The organism is Micromonospora sp. M61 (genome assembly GCF_018070245.1).
Lineage (GTDB): Bacteria > Actinomycetota > Actinomycetes > Mycobacteriales > Micromonosporaceae > Micromonospora > Micromonospora zamorensis.
The window spans coordinates 39,230-52,874 of sequence record NZ_JAGPYA010000034.1 but is presented as its reverse complement, the minus strand read 5'-3'; the positions used below and the strand labels follow the sequence as shown (position 1 = coordinate 52,874).

The window sequence follows — 13,645 nt, the reverse complement described above, 5'->3', positions numbered from 1 at the left end:
GGCCCTTCGTCATGACCGTTCACGACATCAGCTCGATAGGACGCCGAACTCATCTGCCCAGCCTCTGCGAGCGGATCGTCGAGGAAAGACCGAGCGCCACGAGACCGAGGAGGGATGGCCGCCGGGCGTCTCCGCCCAACCGGCCGGAGGCTCGGTCAGCCGCCGGAGTCGTCCATCTCGGCGCCCTCGGGGACGGTGTCGTCGTCCCGGCTGGCCAGCCACCCGTCGGGCAGGGCGACCTTGCCCGGCGAGTTGGTGCGCCCGCGTGGCTGCCCCAGAGCGGTCACCGGGAACGGCTCGCTCGGGTCGAGCTTGCCGAGCAGGTCGTCGAGCTGGGCCAGGCTTTCGATCATCGCCAGCGAGCGGCGCAGCTCGCCACCGACTGGGAAGCCCTTGAGATACCAGGCGACGTGCTTGCGGAAGTCGGTGCAGCCGTCCCGTTCGCCCCGGGCCGGGTTGCGGGCACCGGCCACGAACTGGTCCACCAGCAGCTCGGCGTGCCGGCGCATGGTCACCGCCACCTCGCCGAGGCTGGGCAGTCGCCGCTCTGGCCGGCCGTTGGAGGCGGCCTCCAGGTCGGCGAAGAGCCACGGCCGACCCAGGCAGCCGCGCCCGACGACCACGCCGTCCACGCCGGTGTGCGCGACCATCCGCAGCGCGTCGTCGGCCTCCCAGATGTCGCCGTTGCCGAGCACCGGCACGTCGAGGGCCTGCTTCAAGGTGGCGATCGCGTCCCAGTCGGCGGTGCCCGAGTAGCGCTGCGCCGCCGTGCGCCCGTGCAGGGCCACCGCGGCCACGCCGGCTTCCTGGGCGGCGAGCCCCGCTTCGACGTACGTCAGGTGGTCGTCGTCAATGCCCTTGCGCATCTTGACAGTGACCGGCACTCCGGCCGGTGACGCGGCGTCCACCGCGGCCCGCACCAGTCGGGCGAAGAGCCGACGTCGCCACGGCAACGCCGCGCCGCCGCCACGCCGGGTGACCTTGGGGACCGGGCAGCCGAAGTTGAGGTCGATGTGATCGGCCAGGTTGCGCTCGACGACGATCCGGACGGCGGCCGCGGTGATCTCCGGGTCGGTGCCGTATAGCTGGAGGCTGCGCGGCTTCTCGTCGTCGCCGAACGTGATCATGCGCAGCGTCTTCGGGTTGCGCTCGACCAGAGCCCGAGTGGTGATCATCTCGCAGACGTAGATGCCGCCGCCCTGCTCACGGCAGAGCCGGCGGAACCCGACGTTGGTGATCCCGGCCATCGGCGCGAGCACCACCGGCGGCCACACCTGGTACGGCCCGAGAGTCAACGGGCGCAGCGCGGGCATGGTCGAGACAGTCACCGGACAAGTGTACGGGGCCCCGACCGGCGCTTATCGCGTCGGCCGAGGCCCCGTGCACGCAGCCTCAGCAGCCGGGCAGACGCTCGATCAGGTAACGCTCGACCTGGTCCAGGGAGACCCGCTCCTGGGCCATCGTGTCCCGGTTGCGCACCGTCACGGCGTTGTCGTCCAGCGTGTCGAAGTCGACGGTCACGCAGAACGGGGTGCCGATCTCGTCCTGCCGGCGATAGCGGCGGCCAATCGCCTGCGAGTCGTCGAACTCCACCACCCAGCGCTTGCGCAGCAGCGTCGCGAGATCCTTGGCCTTCGGCGACAGCGCCTCGTTGCGGGACAACGGCAGCACCGCCACCTTGACCGGGGCGAGTCGCGGGTCGAACCGCATCACGGTGCGCTTGTCCACGCCGCCCTTGGTGTTGGGTGCCTCGTCCTCGTCGTACGCCTCCAGCAGGAAGGCGAGCACCGCACGGGTCAGACCGGCGGCCGGCTCGATGACGTACGGCATCCAGCGCTCACTCTTGGTCTGGTCGAAGTACGACAGGTCGACGCCCGAGTGCTTGCTGTGCGTGGAGAGGTCGAAGTCGGTGCGGTTGGCGACCCCCTCCAGCTCGGCGAACTCGGTGCCGCCGAACTGGAAGCGGTACTCGATGTCCACCGTCCGCTTCGAGTAGTGCGAAAGCTTCTCGGCGGGGTGCTCGAAGAGGCGCAGATTGTCCGCCGAGAGGCCGAGGTCGAGGTACCAGTTCCAGCGCTCCTGGAGCCAGTACTCGTGCCACTGCTCGTCGGTGCCCGGCTCGACGAAGAACTCCATCTCCATCTGCTCGAACTCGCGGGTCCGGAAGATGAAGTTACCCGGGGTGATCTCGTTGCGGAACGACTTGCCGGTCTGCGCGATGCCGAAGGGCGGCTTCTTGCGGGCGACCGTCTCGACGTTCTTGTAGTTGACGAAGATGCCCTGCGCGGTTTCCGGGCGCAGGTAGTGCAGCCCCTCGTCGCTCTCCACCGGGCCCAGGTAGGTCTTCATCAGGCCGTTGAACATCTTCGGCTCGGTGAAGGTGCCCTTGTTGCCGCAGTTGGGGCAGTTCAGCTCGGCCAGTGAGGTCAGCGGCTTGCCGTGCTTCTCCGCGTACGCCTCTTCCAGGTGGTCCGCCCGGAAGCGCTTGTGGCAGAACTGGCACTCGGTGAGCGGGTCGACGAACTCGGCGATGTGACCGGACGCCTCCCACACCTTGCGAGACAGGATCACCGCAGAGTCCAGGCCCACGACGTCGTCGCGCTGCTGGACCATGGTCTTCCACCACTGCCGGCGGACGTTCTCCTTGAGCTCCACGCCGAGCGGACCGTAGTCCCACGCCGATCGGGTGCCTCCGTAGATCTCGCTGGAGGGGAAGACGAAGCCTCGTCGCTTGGCGAGGCTGACGACGGCGTCGATACGGTCGGCTGGCATGTTTCCTCCTACGCCGGCTGGCGGTCGGCGGGGGCGAGATGTGGATGGAACGGTCAGTTCAGGACAACGGTACGACCACCGTCGCCCTGAGCCCAGCAGAATACCGGGGGCGGGTCAGCTCACCCCGCAGACCTCCACGCCGCCGGTCTCCCCGTCCTGCCCGAGCCTGACCTGCTGCTGCTCCCGGTCACCACCGGCGAGTGTCACGTCGACCGGCACGGTCAGGCTGGTGGTGTCCACCTCACCCACGCGGAACGCCGAGACCTGAGGTTCGGCGGAGGCTCGCCGCTCGAACTCGGGCCGGGACTCACGCCGCTGCGCGTCGTCGCAGAGCTGCTCGTACGCCCGCCCGTAGTCCCGCTCGACCAGCGCCTGGTAGTAGTCACCGGTCACGGTGCGGGCCTGCTCCCGGATCGCCTGCACGCCGCTGACGGCCAGGCCGACGACGGCGGTGCCGCCCCCGCCACAGCAGAGCACCACGGCGAGCGCGCCGACGCCGAGGCCGATCCAGAGCCGAGTCCGGCGACCCTCGGTGGGCGGCGCGGCGAACGGCGGAGCCACCCCGGGACCGGGTGGCGGGGCGGGTGCGGTCATAGGAGCAGCGTAGTGTCCGGCGGCTCAGCGGTAAGGACCCGCAGCCCGATCACTCTCGGCGACGACCACCGCTCCGCCGGGCGCCGCGGTCGCCAGCGCCTCGTACGCGGAGGGTTCGTCGACTGACTCGGCGAGCAGCGGCACGGCGCTGACCTTGACTTCGAAGGCCCCCAGGGCCCGCCGGTACGTGCCGACCGACTCCCATTCGGTGACCAGCGACCAGTGCCGGGGGTCGTCGAGCGCCCGGACCAGTTGACCGCGCAGGTAGCCGCGGCAGGCGGCCAGGGCGGTGAGGGCGGCGTGCGCCCGTTCGGTGAAGTCGTCGGCGACATCGACGTCGACCACGAACCGGTTGGTCACCAGCAACGGTGGTCCCTCCTCGTAGAGTCTGTGGGATGCAGCGTACGCAGCGCCCCCTGCTCGCCCGGTTGGCCGGGGCGAACCCGACGTCGGTGTTCCTGCTCACCCTGGTGGTGGTGCTGGTGGCGTTCTTCACGCCCGGGGTGATCGGCGGGCTGCTGACGCTCGCGCTCGCCGCGGGCCTGATCGCCCTGTTGGCGACGACCTGGGCGGTTCAGGCGCCGCAGACCCGCCTGATTCGACTGGTGATGCTGACCCTGCTGGTGACGGTGGGCCTCGCCAAGCTGCTCTGACATGCAATCATGCGTTTTTGACAATCATTATCGTTGCCACGGACAGTTGACGACATGACCAACCGCACCACGTACCGTGTCCTGGCCGCCGCGACCGCCCTCCTCGCCCTGGGTGCCGGGGCCGGCTGCTCCAGCGGCGACGCCGCCGGCGCCGACCCCCAACGGGTCGACGTGGTGGCCGCGTTCTACCCCCTCCAGTTCCTGGCCGAGCGGATCGGCGGCGACGCGGTCCGGGTGACCAACCTGGCCAAGCCGGGTGCCGAGCCACACGACCTGGAGCTCAACCCGAGCCAGGTCGGCCAGGTCAGCGACGCGGAGCTGATCGTCTACCTCAAGGGTTTCCAGCCGGCGGTGGACGACGCCGTCGCGCAGAACGGTGGCGACCGGGCGTTCGACGTGACCAGCGTGCAGCCGCTGCTGGACGCGTCCGCCGGCGGGCACGACCACGAGGGCGAGGAGGGGCACACCGAGGAGAGCGGCGGCAAGGACCCGCACGTCTGGCTCGACCCGACCCGGCTGGCCGGCATCGGCGACCAGCTCGCCCAGCGGCTCGGCAAGGCCGACGCGGCCCACGCCGCCGACTACACCGCCCGCGCCGCGGCGCTGCGCGCCGACCTGACGACCCTGGACGGGGAGTTCAAGCAGGGCCTGGCGACCTGCCAGCGGCGCGAGATCGTCACCAGCCACGCCGCGTTCGGCTACCTCGCCGACCGCTACCAGCTCGACCAGGTCGGCATCACCGGGCTGAGCCCGGACGTCGAGCCCTCCCCACAGCGGCTCGCGCACGTGATCGAGGAGGCGAAGGAGCACCAGGCCACCACGATCTTCTTCGAGACGCTGGTCAGCCCGAAGGTCGCCGAGACAATCGCCGGTCAGGTCGGCGCGAAGACCGCGGTGCTGGACCCGATCGAAGGGCTCGCCGCCGGCAGCAACGGGGACTACCTTTCGGTGATGCGTACCAACCTGCAGACCCTGCAGACGGCCTTGAGCTGCTCGTGACCTCACCTGTCATCACCGTCGAGCACGGGGTGGTCGGCTACGACGGCCGCCCCGTGCTCCGGAACATCTCGCTCACCGTGACCGCCGGAGAGGTGGTCGCGGTGCTCGGCGCGAACGGCTCCGGCAAGTCCACCCTGATCCGCGCCGTGCTCGGGCTGGTGCCACTCAGCGCCGGCTCGGTCGCCCTCTTCGACCGGCCGTTGCGCCGGTTCCGGCAGTGGGCGCGCATCGGGTACGTCCCGCAGCGCCTGGGCGCCGGCGGCGGCGTGCCAGCCACCGTCCGCGAGGTGGTGGCCTCCGGCCGGCTGGCCCGCCGGGGGGTGCTCCGCCCGCCGGGTCGAGCCGACCGGGCCGCCGTGGACGCCGCACTGCTCGCGGTCGGGCTCGCCGACCGGGCGGGCGACCCGGTGTCCACGCTCTCCGGCGGCCAGCAGCAGCGCACCCTGATCGCCCGCGCCCTGGCCGGTGAACCGGAGCTGCTGGTCCTCGACGAGCCCACCGCCGGGGTGGACGCGGCCAGCCAGGAGGCGTTCGCCGGCGCGCTGCGCAACTTCGTCGACAACGGTGGGACGGTGCTGCTGGTCGCCCACGAGCTGGGCCCGCTGCGACCGGTGATCAGCCGGGCGGTGGTCGTCCACGAGGGTCGCATCGCGCACGACGGCGCGGTGCCGGACCCGGCGGGCCATCACGCGGAGCCCGACCACGACCACGTGCACCCGCACTGTTACGACGAGCCCGCCGGGCTGTGGAGCAACTGACGCATGGAACTCTTCCAGTACCCCTACATGCAGCGTGCCCTGATCGGCGCGCTGGTGATCGGCCTCGCCGCGCCGGCGCTCGGCATCTACCTGGTGCAGCGCCGGCTGGCGTTGATCGGCGACGGTGTCGGGCACGTGGCGCTGACCGGCGTCGGGGCAGGCCTGCTGCTCAACCGCTCACCGGTGCTGGTCGCGGTGATCGCCGCCACCATCGGCGCGATCGCCATCGAGGTGGTCCGCGCCCGAGGGCGTACGTCCGGTGACCTGGCTCTGGCCCTGCTCTTCTACGGCGGCATCGCGGGCGGCGTACTGCTGGTCGGCCTCTCGGACGCGACCAGCGCGAACCTCAACGCCTACCTGTTCGGGTCGCTGACCACCATCTCGCCCGACGACCTGGTCACCATCGCGGTGCTCGGCGCGGCGATCCTGGTCACCATGATCGCGTTGCGCCCGGCGCTCTTCGCGGTCAGCCACGACGAGGAGTACGCCCGGGTCTCCGGCCTGCCGGTGCGCACGCTGAACCTGCTGATCGCGGTCGCCACCGCGGTCACCGTGACCATCGCGATGCGGGCTGTCGGGGTGCTCCTGATCAGCGCGCTGATGGTGGTGCCGGTCGCCACCGCCCAGCAGGTGACCCGGGGCTTCCGCAGCACGATGGTCGCCGCGATGGCGCTCGGGTTCTTCGCCGCCGGTTCCGGTGTCTGGGTGGCTGCTACGGCGGACACCGCGCCGGGCGCCTCGGTGGTGCTGGTGGCGATCGCCTCGTTCCTGGTCGTGGCCGTGGCCGGCGGCGTCTGGCGGACGTTGCGCCGCCGGGCGACACCGACCGACGCTCCGACGCCGGAGCCGCACGAGGTCGTGCTGAGCTGATCCTGATCAGCGAAGCGTCGGTGGTAATGGGTACCGTTGCGGAATGACCAGCGCGACGGGCTACGACGGGTTCGACGGGGCCAGCGAGTTGCTCCGCGCTCTGTCCGCGCCGATCCGGCTGGCCATCGTCAGCGAGCTGGCCGGCGGCGAGCGGTGCGTGCACGAGCTGGTGGAGAAGCTCGGTGCCGCACAACCGTTGGTCTCCCAGCACCTGCGGGTTCTGCGCGGCGCGGGAGTGGTGCGAGGCTCCCGCCGCGGTCGGGAGATCGCCTACAGCCTGGTCGACGAGCACGTCGCGCACATCGTGGCAGACGCGGTCAGCCACGCCGGGGAGGGATCATGAGCGAGAGCACCGCCGCGGTGCGCAACACCCGGCAGCGCTCGGCGGTGAGCGCGCTGCTGGGCGAGATGGAGGGCTTCCACAGCGCCCAGGACCTGCACGCCATGCTGCGGCAGCGCGGCGAGCGGGTCGGCCTCACCACCGTCTACCGCACCCTGCAGGGGCTCGCCGACGCCGGCGAGATCGACGTGATGCGCCCACCCGGCGGCGAGCACCTCTACCGCCGGTGCAGCGAGGGGCACCACCACCACCTGGTCTGCCGGGCCTGCGGGCGCACCGTCGAGGTGGCCGGCCCGGCGGTGGAGAGCTGGGCCGACCGGGTCGCCGCCCAGCACGGTTACGCCGACGTCAGCCACACCCTGGAGATCTTCGGCACCTGCCCAACCTGCGTCCGCTGATTCAACATCGCGGACTGGTCGCCGCGCCTTGAGGCAGCAATATCCCCGATGTTGCTGCCTCATTCGACAGCGAGGCAGCAATATCGCCGATGTTGCTACCTGCCCGGGCCGCCCGGGCCGTCCCGCCGGCTGATCTGACGGGTGCCGCGCCGGGCCGTTCGTGACACGCTGTCCGGCGTGAAAATCTATGCCGATCGGTTTCCGACCGCCGCCCGTCAGTTGCTCACCGACCTGCTCGTCGTCGCCTGGGTGTACGTGGCGATCCGCGGCGCGCTGTGGCTGCACGACCTGGTGCAGAAGCTCGCCGTACCGGGGCAGAAGCTGGAGGGCGCGGGCAGCGGCCTCGCCGACAACCTCGCCGACGCGGGCGGCAAGGTTCGCCGGGTCCCGCTGGTCGGTGACGAGCTGACCGCACCCTTCCAGCGGGCCGCCGACGCGGCCCGGGGGCTCGCCGACGCCGGCCGCGACCAGCAGCACCTGGTCGACCAGCTCGCCCTCGCCCTCGCCATCGCGGTCCTGATCTTCCCGCTCGGCATCGTGCTGTTCGGCTGGCTGCCGCTGCGGGTGCGCTGGATGCGCCGGGCCGGGTCAGCGGCGAAGCTGGCCGTCGGACCGGCCGGCCGGGACCTGCTCGCCCTGCGCGCGCTGGCCACCCAGCCGCTGGGCAAGCTGACCCGGATCGCGCCGGACGTCGCCGAGGCGTGGCGACGTGGCGACGACGCCACCGTCGACGCCCTGGCCGCGTTGGAGCTGCGCCAACTCGGCCTACGCGGCAGGAGCCGCTAAGGTCTTCGGGTGTTCTACTTCCTCCTCGTCATCGCCGTCCTGCTGCTCGGCTACGCCGCCGTCCTGGTCTCCTTCGTGCGACGGGGCAGGAAGATCCCACCCGCGGCGTACCTGGCGCTGGCCGGGCTCAACGGCCTGATCCTGGCCGGGGTGCTGGCCTGGGCGGTCGCCCGCTGACCGGCGCCATCGACGCGGCCGCCGACCAACCCGGCCGCCGACCAGCGTGACCACCGACCAGCCCGGCTTACGGCTTCGGTGGGATGCGGCGGCGGACGTCCTCGACGGTAGACGGGCCGGGTGACCAGCCGGCCACCCACGGCAGTTCGTCGGACGGGGTGAGCACACCCTCCTCCAGACCCGCGTAGCGGCCGGCGAGGATCCGCTTCGCCGCCGCGGTGTCGACCGAGTCGGTGTTGTCCCACAGTGCGGCGAACAGGGCGTCCACCCGCACCCGCGCCTGCCGGCAGAACAGGTCGGCCAGCTCCACGTTTTCCGGTCGGCTGTCCCGTTCGGCGACGGCCCGGACACAGACCGCGGACATCGCGAACAACTCGGCGCCGATGTCCACCACACGGCCCAGGAACGCCTGCTTACGCTCCATCTTTCCCTGCCAGCGGGACATCGCGTAGAACGTCGAGCGGGCCAGCTTGCGCGACGAGCGCTCGACCTGGCGCAGGTGCGCGGCGAGCGGCCCGAACTCGGCGTACGCCGAGGGCCTCTGCCCCCGACCCACGGCGAGGGTGGGCAGCCACTTCGCGTAGAAGGCACCGGCTCGTGCGCCGGCCCGTGCCTTGCGGCCCAGCCCAGCGTCCGGGTCGATGATGTCGCCGGCCACCGACAGGTGGGCGTCGACCGCCTCCCGGGCGATCAGCAGATGCATGATCTCGGTGGAGCCCTCGAAGATCCGGTTGATCCGCAGGTCGCGCAGCATCTGTTCGACGGCGGCCGGGCGTTCGCCACGGGCGGCCAGCGAGTCGGCCGTTTCGTAGCCGCGCCCGCCCCGGATCTGGATCAGCTCGTCGGCGATCTTCCAGGCCATCTCGCTGGCGTACAGCTTGACCAGTGCCGCCTCGATCCGGATGTCGTTGCGGTCGTCGTCGGCGAGCAGGCAGCAGAGGTCGAGCATGGTCTCCATGCCGTACGTGGTGGCGGCGATGAAGGACAGCTTCTGCGCGACCGCCTCGTGCTCGCCCACCGGCCGGCCCCACTGGACCCGGTCGGCCGCCCAGCCCCGGGCCACGTTCAGCGCCCACTTGCCGGCGCCCACGCACATCGCCGGCAGCGAGAGCCGGCCGGTGTTCAGCGTGGTCAGGGCGATCTTCAGACCCTTGCCCTCGCCGCCGATGACGTTCTCGGCGGGTACGAACACGTCGTGGAACCGGGTGAGGCTGTTTTCCAGGCCGCGCAGTCCGATGAACTCGTTGCGCCGCTCGACGGTGATGCCCTCGCTGTCGCCCTCCACCACGAACGCGGTGATCCCGCCCCGACGCCCCTCGGTGGCGGGCACCCGGGCCATCACCACCAGCAGGGTGGCCACGATGCCGTTGGTGGCCCAGAGCTTCACCCCGTTGAGCCGGTAGCCGGTGCCGTCCTCGGTCGGCTCGGCGATGGTGCCCAGGCGGGCGGGGTCGGAGCCGACATCGGGCTCGGTGAGCAGGAACGCGGACACCTCACCCGCGGCGAGGCGGGGCAGGAAGAGCTGCTTCTGCTCGGCGGTGCCGAACATCTTGAGCGGCTGTGGCACCCCGATCGACTGGTGCGCCGAGAGCAGCGCGCCGATGGCCGGGCTGACCGACCCGGCCAGCATCAGCGCCCGGCAGTAGTGCAGGTTGCTCAGCCCGAGCCCGCCGTACTTCCGGTCGATCTTCATGCCGAACGCGCCGAGGTCGGCCAGACCGTGGAACACCGAGTCCGGAATGGACGCGTCGCGTTCGATGGCGGCGCCATCCACCTCGGTGGCCAGGAAGGCGCGGAGCCGACCGAGGAACTCCTCGGCGCGCGCCACGTCGTCCGGGTCGGACCGGGGCCACGGGTCGATCAGGTCCAGCCGGAACCGACCGAGGAACAACTCCTTGCCGAAGCTGGGTCGGTCCCAGGTGGACTCACGGGCGGCCTCGGCGACCTGCCGGGCCTCCTTCTCGGAGACCTGCCCGGCCTCTCTGGGCAACGGGGCCGCGGCACCGGCGGTGCTGGGCGCGGCTTCGGAGTCGGGGCCGTCCGGTGCCGGTCGGCCGTCCTGCGTCGTGGTCACGGCTGCCCCCTCGAAGCTCGGTGCGGCTGCGTCGACGTGCGCGACTACCCGCCACGCTACCCCCGGTTGTTACCCAGGGGTAGCGCTGCGTGAAGATCTGCGCGATCAGCGATCAGCGACCGGCGATCGTGTCCGGGTCGTCGTCATCGTCGTCGATGTCGTCCTCACCCCAGTTGCGTCGCGCGAACGGCAGGATCACCCAGAACGCGAGGAACCAGATTCCGGTCAGGGCGCTGAGCAGGAAGGCGATCGGCCGGTCCAGCACGAAGTCGGTGATCAGCAGCACCGCGCTGACCATCGCGATCAGCATGAAGGCGAGACCGCCGGTGGCCATCCGGTGCGCGAAGCGCACCAGCTCCGGCTTGCGTCCCTGCCGGAACAGCGCCCGGTGGAACGCCACCGGCGAGATGATCAGCGCGGTGGCGGCGGCCGCCGCGAGCAACGCCACGATGTAGACGTCCCGCTGGAACTCCGTGGTCTCGGTGAACCCGTTGCTGAACGGCAGGGTGAGCAGGAAGGCGAAGAGGATCTGCACGCCGGTCTGTGCGACCCGCAACTCCTGGAGCAGGTCGGCGAAATTGCGCTGCCAACGCTGCTTGTCGGTCTCCTTGGACACGCGCTACCTCCGGTGAGACGCTACTGCCGGCGGTCCCGGCCGCCGGCAGCAACGCCAATGCCCCACCCGCCCGAGCGCGAAACAGGTTCACGACATCTTCCGTTCACCTCGGGGACGCAGGTCGGTCACCAGCACCAGCCGATGCCGGGCGACCGTGAGCACCGTCCGGCGGCGTCAGGACCCGCGACGGATGCGGCCTGCGTACCGGGCCTCCAACGCCGTGTTGTGCGCGTCGCCGTCCGGGATGTTCGCCGACAGGTAGACCGGTGGCCGCTCCCCCGCTGCCAGCAACCGCGCCACCACCTCCACGGTGATCTGCTGGGCGAGCAGCGCAGCGGTGATCGAGGAGACCGCGCCGACCGCACCGCCACCGGGAAGCGGCAGCGTCGCGTCGCCGTACGGGGCGCCGTTGTCGAGCACCACGTCGGCGATGTCGCCCAGCTTGCGCCCGGACGGGTGCCGGGAGGTCATCCGACCGGAGTGCTGCGCCGAGGTGATCGCGACCAGCCCGTGGCCACGTTCCTTGACCAGCGTGGCGAACTCCACCATCGCGCCGTTGACCCCGGAGTTCGAGGCAAGCACGAAGACGTCGGTGGGCCGCACCGGCGCCAGCTCGTAGAGGCGGTGTGCGACCGACGGGTCCCGTTCCAGCATCGGGCCCAGCCGATCGGCCGGTTCGCCGCCGAGCAGCACCAGGTCGCGGAGGGCGATCCGGTTGGTCGGCACCAGACCGCCCGCCCGGCCGGCGATCTCCATGGCGAGGGCCTCCGAGTGCCCGGTGCCGAACGCGTGCACCACGCCGTCGGCGCGTACGGCGTCGGCGATCAGATCCGCGGCCCGCCCCACCGCCTCCCGCTGGCTTTCGGCCACCCGGCCGATCGTCTCGGTCACCACGGCCAGGTAGTCCTCGGCACTCACCGTCATGCGTCCTCCGTCGTCCGATTGCGGGCCAACCAGTGCACCGCGAAGTCGACCGCCGCCCGCTGGCGCATCAACCTGCCGGTCCCGGCACCCACCGGGCCGGTGCGAACCTCTCCGGTGGCCTCCAGGGCCGCGCCCAACGCGTCGAAGTCACCCGCGTCGAGCCGTACGTCCTGCCACCACACCCATTCCCGGCCGCCGTCGGCGGTGCGCACCGCAGCGCCGACCCGCTCCCGGGGCGAGCCGGGGCTGCGGTATTCGGCCAGGTGCAGCGAGGTGCTCGCGGAGTGGCCGACACCGAGCAGCAACACGTCGGCGTCCAGGTCGTAGAGCCGGCCCAGCGGGGACTGCTCGCCGAGCATGTCGGCCAGGGCGTGCCCGGTCACCACCTGCTCGGCGGCCGGCCCGAGCGCGGCGAACGACACCTGGGGATGCGAGCTGCGCAGAGCGCCGGGCCAGCCGCGGACCGTCTCGGCGAGCGCCCCCATGAACCGGCTCGGGGTGACCGCCGGGTCGAAGCCGGGCATCTCCGAGCGGATCAGCGGCCACCAGTCCGCCGGCACCGGCGGGTTGCGCCACTGGGCGGGATCGCTGTTCTCCGGTGTGTGGGTGGGCACGACGATCGTGCCGTCCGGACCGAGCGCGTCACGCAGGGCCAGCACCACCGCGTGCGGACCACCGCTGATGAATCCCAGCGGACGGAGGCCGGCGTGCACCAGCAGCGTCGCGCCGGGGCGTACGCCCAGCAGGCGTAGTTGCGCGGCGATCGAGCGGCGGCTGCCCGGCCCGCTGCCGTCCGTCGTCATGATGGCCCTCCCCCGCTGACCCGCACGACTCAGGCCGTTGCGCTGACTCGGGCCAGGACCGCCTCGGCGAGCGGGCCCGGGGCCGCGTCCGGGATCCAGTGGCTCACACCGGCCAGTTGCACGAAGCGGTAGTCCCCGGTGACGTTCGCCGCACACGCCTCGGCGGCGGTCCGGCCGATCGCGACGTCCCGGTCACTCCAGACGTACGTGGTGGGCACCGCGACCGGGCCGACCGCCGCCAGGTCGGAGCGGGACATCGCCCGGTACCAGTTCAGTGCGGCGGTGAGGGCTCCCGGCTCGCGCATCGGGTCGGCGTAGCGGTCCACCCGCGGCCCGTCGCCCACTCCGCCGAGCAATTTTCGCAGCGCGGTGGCGTGCCACGCCAGCAGCACCTTCTCCGCCTTGTCCGGCTTACGGAACAGCGCAATGTACGACGAGCGGGCCTTCTGCTGGCTGTCGTTGGCCAGGGCGTGCGCCATGGCCGCCGGATGTGGCACGGACACCGCCGTCAGTGTGCGGACCCGCGCGGGGTGCCCAGCGGCGACCGCCCAGGCCACGATCGCGCCCCAGTCGTGGCCGACCAGGTGGACGGCGTCCAACCCGAGGGCGTCGAGCACCGCCACCACATCGGCGACCAGCTCGGGGATCCGGTAGTCCGCCACCGCCGCGGGCCGGGCACCCGGCGAGTAGCCGCGCTGGTCCAGCGCGTACGTGCGCAGCCCGGCCGCGTGCAGCGCCGGGACGACCTCGTCCCACTCGCCGCTGTGCTGTGGGAACCCGTGCAACAGCAGGACGGGTACGCCCTCCGGCGGACCACCGGCGGTTACCTCGAACGTGAAGCCTCGCGCGTCAACCCGCATGATCGGAAGCGTACCCAGCCG

At 71.6% G+C, this 13,645-nt stretch carries 17 protein-coding genes; 8 read left to right on the top strand and 9 right to left on the bottom strand.

Features of this window, described 5'->3' with window-relative positions; translation table 11 throughout:
• Positions 1-155 precede the first annotated feature (155 nt).
• The 4 genes from dusB to KBX34_RS20205 form a co-directional block, all read right to left on the bottom strand.
• On the bottom strand, positions 156-1,313 hold the full coding sequence (gene dusB / locus KBX34_RS20220) for a tRNA dihydrouridine synthase DusB (RefSeq protein ID WP_210793585.1): 1,158 nt from the start codon (positions 1,311-1,313) through the stop codon (positions 156-158).
• Positions 1,314-1,392: 79 nt separating this feature from the next.
• Positions 1,393-2,772 carry a glycine--tRNA ligase gene (locus KBX34_RS20215; RefSeq protein ID WP_088949663.1) on the bottom strand — a complete coding sequence of 460 codons (1,380 nt, stop codon included), beginning with the start codon at positions 2,770-2,772 and terminating at the stop codon, positions 1,393-1,395.
• Positions 2,773-2,886: 114 nt separating this feature from the next.
• Positions 2,887-3,366, bottom strand: coding sequence for a hypothetical protein (locus tag KBX34_RS20210; protein WP_088949664.1), 480 nt, complete (start codon positions 3,364-3,366; stop codon positions 2,887-2,889).
• A 24-nt stretch (positions 3,367-3,390) separates the two neighbouring features.
• On the bottom strand, positions 3,391-3,732 hold the full coding sequence (locus tag KBX34_RS20205; RefSeq protein WP_088949665.1) for an antibiotic biosynthesis monooxygenase: 342 nt from the start codon (positions 3,730-3,732) through the stop codon (positions 3,391-3,393).
• Positions 3,733-3,761: 29 nt separating this feature from the next.
• Here KBX34_RS20205 and KBX34_RS20200 point away from each other — a divergent pair, with 29 nt between their 5' ends.
• The 8 genes from KBX34_RS20200 to KBX34_RS20165 all read left to right on the top strand — a co-directional run bounded on the left by KBX34_RS20200 (position 3,762) and on the right by KBX34_RS20165 (position 8,347).
• Positions 3,762-4,019 carry a hypothetical protein gene (locus KBX34_RS20200; protein WP_088949666.1) on the top strand — a complete coding sequence of 86 codons (258 nt, stop codon included), beginning with the start codon at positions 3,762-3,764 and terminating at the stop codon, positions 4,017-4,019.
• 54 nt (positions 4,020-4,073) lie between these two features.
• Positions 4,074-5,018: a metal ABC transporter substrate-binding protein gene (locus KBX34_RS20195; RefSeq protein ID WP_210793529.1), complete on the top strand. Its 945-nt coding sequence runs from the start codon at positions 4,074-4,076 to the stop codon at positions 5,016-5,018.
• Positions 5,015-5,776 (top strand): metal ABC transporter ATP-binding protein, encoded by a 762-nt coding sequence (locus KBX34_RS20190; protein WP_210926292.1) that lies wholly within the window; start codon positions 5,015-5,017, stop codon positions 5,774-5,776. The genes KBX34_RS20195 and KBX34_RS20190 overlap by 4 nt, the downstream gene beginning before the upstream one ends.
• Before the next feature lie 3 nt (positions 5,777-5,779).
• The gene (locus KBX34_RS20185) at positions 5,780-6,646 is read left to right on the top strand and encodes a metal ABC transporter permease (RefSeq protein ID WP_099856520.1); all 867 of its coding nucleotides are present in this window, start codon (positions 5,780-5,782) and stop codon (positions 6,644-6,646) included.
• Positions 6,647-6,689: 43 nt separating this feature from the next.
• The gene (locus tag KBX34_RS20180) at positions 6,690-6,989 is read left to right on the top strand and encodes a metalloregulator ArsR/SmtB family transcription factor (RefSeq protein WP_030338189.1); all 300 of its coding nucleotides are present in this window, start codon (positions 6,690-6,692) and stop codon (positions 6,987-6,989) included.
• A complete protein-coding gene (locus tag KBX34_RS20175) occupies positions 6,986-7,384 on the top strand; it encodes a Fur family transcriptional regulator (protein WP_088949670.1) in 399 nt (132 codons plus the stop codon). Before KBX34_RS20180 ends, KBX34_RS20175 begins: the two co-directional genes overlap by 4 nt.
• Before the next feature lie 177 nt (positions 7,385-7,561).
• Positions 7,562-8,170, top strand: a complete 609-nt coding sequence (locus tag KBX34_RS20170) for a hypothetical protein (RefSeq protein WP_088951942.1) — start codon at positions 7,562-7,564, stop codon at positions 8,168-8,170.
• A gap of 9 nt (positions 8,171-8,179) precedes the next feature.
• Positions 8,180-8,347, top strand: a complete 168-nt coding sequence (locus KBX34_RS20165; RefSeq protein ID WP_210926290.1) for a hypothetical protein — start codon at positions 8,180-8,182, stop codon at positions 8,345-8,347.
• A 67-nt stretch (positions 8,348-8,414) separates the two neighbouring features.
• Here KBX34_RS20165 and KBX34_RS20160 read toward each other — a convergent pair whose 3' ends face one another.
• The 5 genes from KBX34_RS20160 to KBX34_RS20140 form a co-directional block, all read right to left on the bottom strand.
• Complete coding sequence (locus tag KBX34_RS20160; protein WP_210926288.1) at positions 8,415-10,421, bottom strand: acyl-CoA dehydrogenase family protein; 2,007 nt, start codon at positions 10,419-10,421, stop codon at positions 8,415-8,417.
• Positions 10,422-10,533: 112 nt separating this feature from the next.
• On the bottom strand, positions 10,534-11,037 hold the full coding sequence (locus KBX34_RS20155) for a DUF6328 family protein (protein WP_088949672.1): 504 nt from the start codon (positions 11,035-11,037) through the stop codon (positions 10,534-10,536).
• A gap of 174 nt (positions 11,038-11,211) precedes the next feature.
• Positions 11,212-11,961 (bottom strand): sugar isomerase domain-containing protein, encoded by a 750-nt coding sequence (locus tag KBX34_RS20150; RefSeq protein WP_210793532.1) that lies wholly within the window; start codon positions 11,959-11,961, stop codon positions 11,212-11,214.
• The gene (locus KBX34_RS20145; RefSeq protein WP_210926286.1) at positions 11,958-12,764 is read right to left on the bottom strand and encodes an aminoglycoside N(3)-acetyltransferase; all 807 of its coding nucleotides are present in this window, start codon (positions 12,762-12,764) and stop codon (positions 11,958-11,960) included. Before KBX34_RS20145 ends, KBX34_RS20150 begins: the two co-directional genes overlap by 4 nt.
• A gap of 29 nt (positions 12,765-12,793) precedes the next feature.
• On the bottom strand, positions 12,794-13,624 hold the full coding sequence (locus tag KBX34_RS20140) for an alpha/beta fold hydrolase (protein ID WP_210926283.1): 831 nt from the start codon (positions 13,622-13,624) through the stop codon (positions 12,794-12,796).
• Between the last annotated feature and the right edge of the window lie 21 nt (positions 13,625-13,645).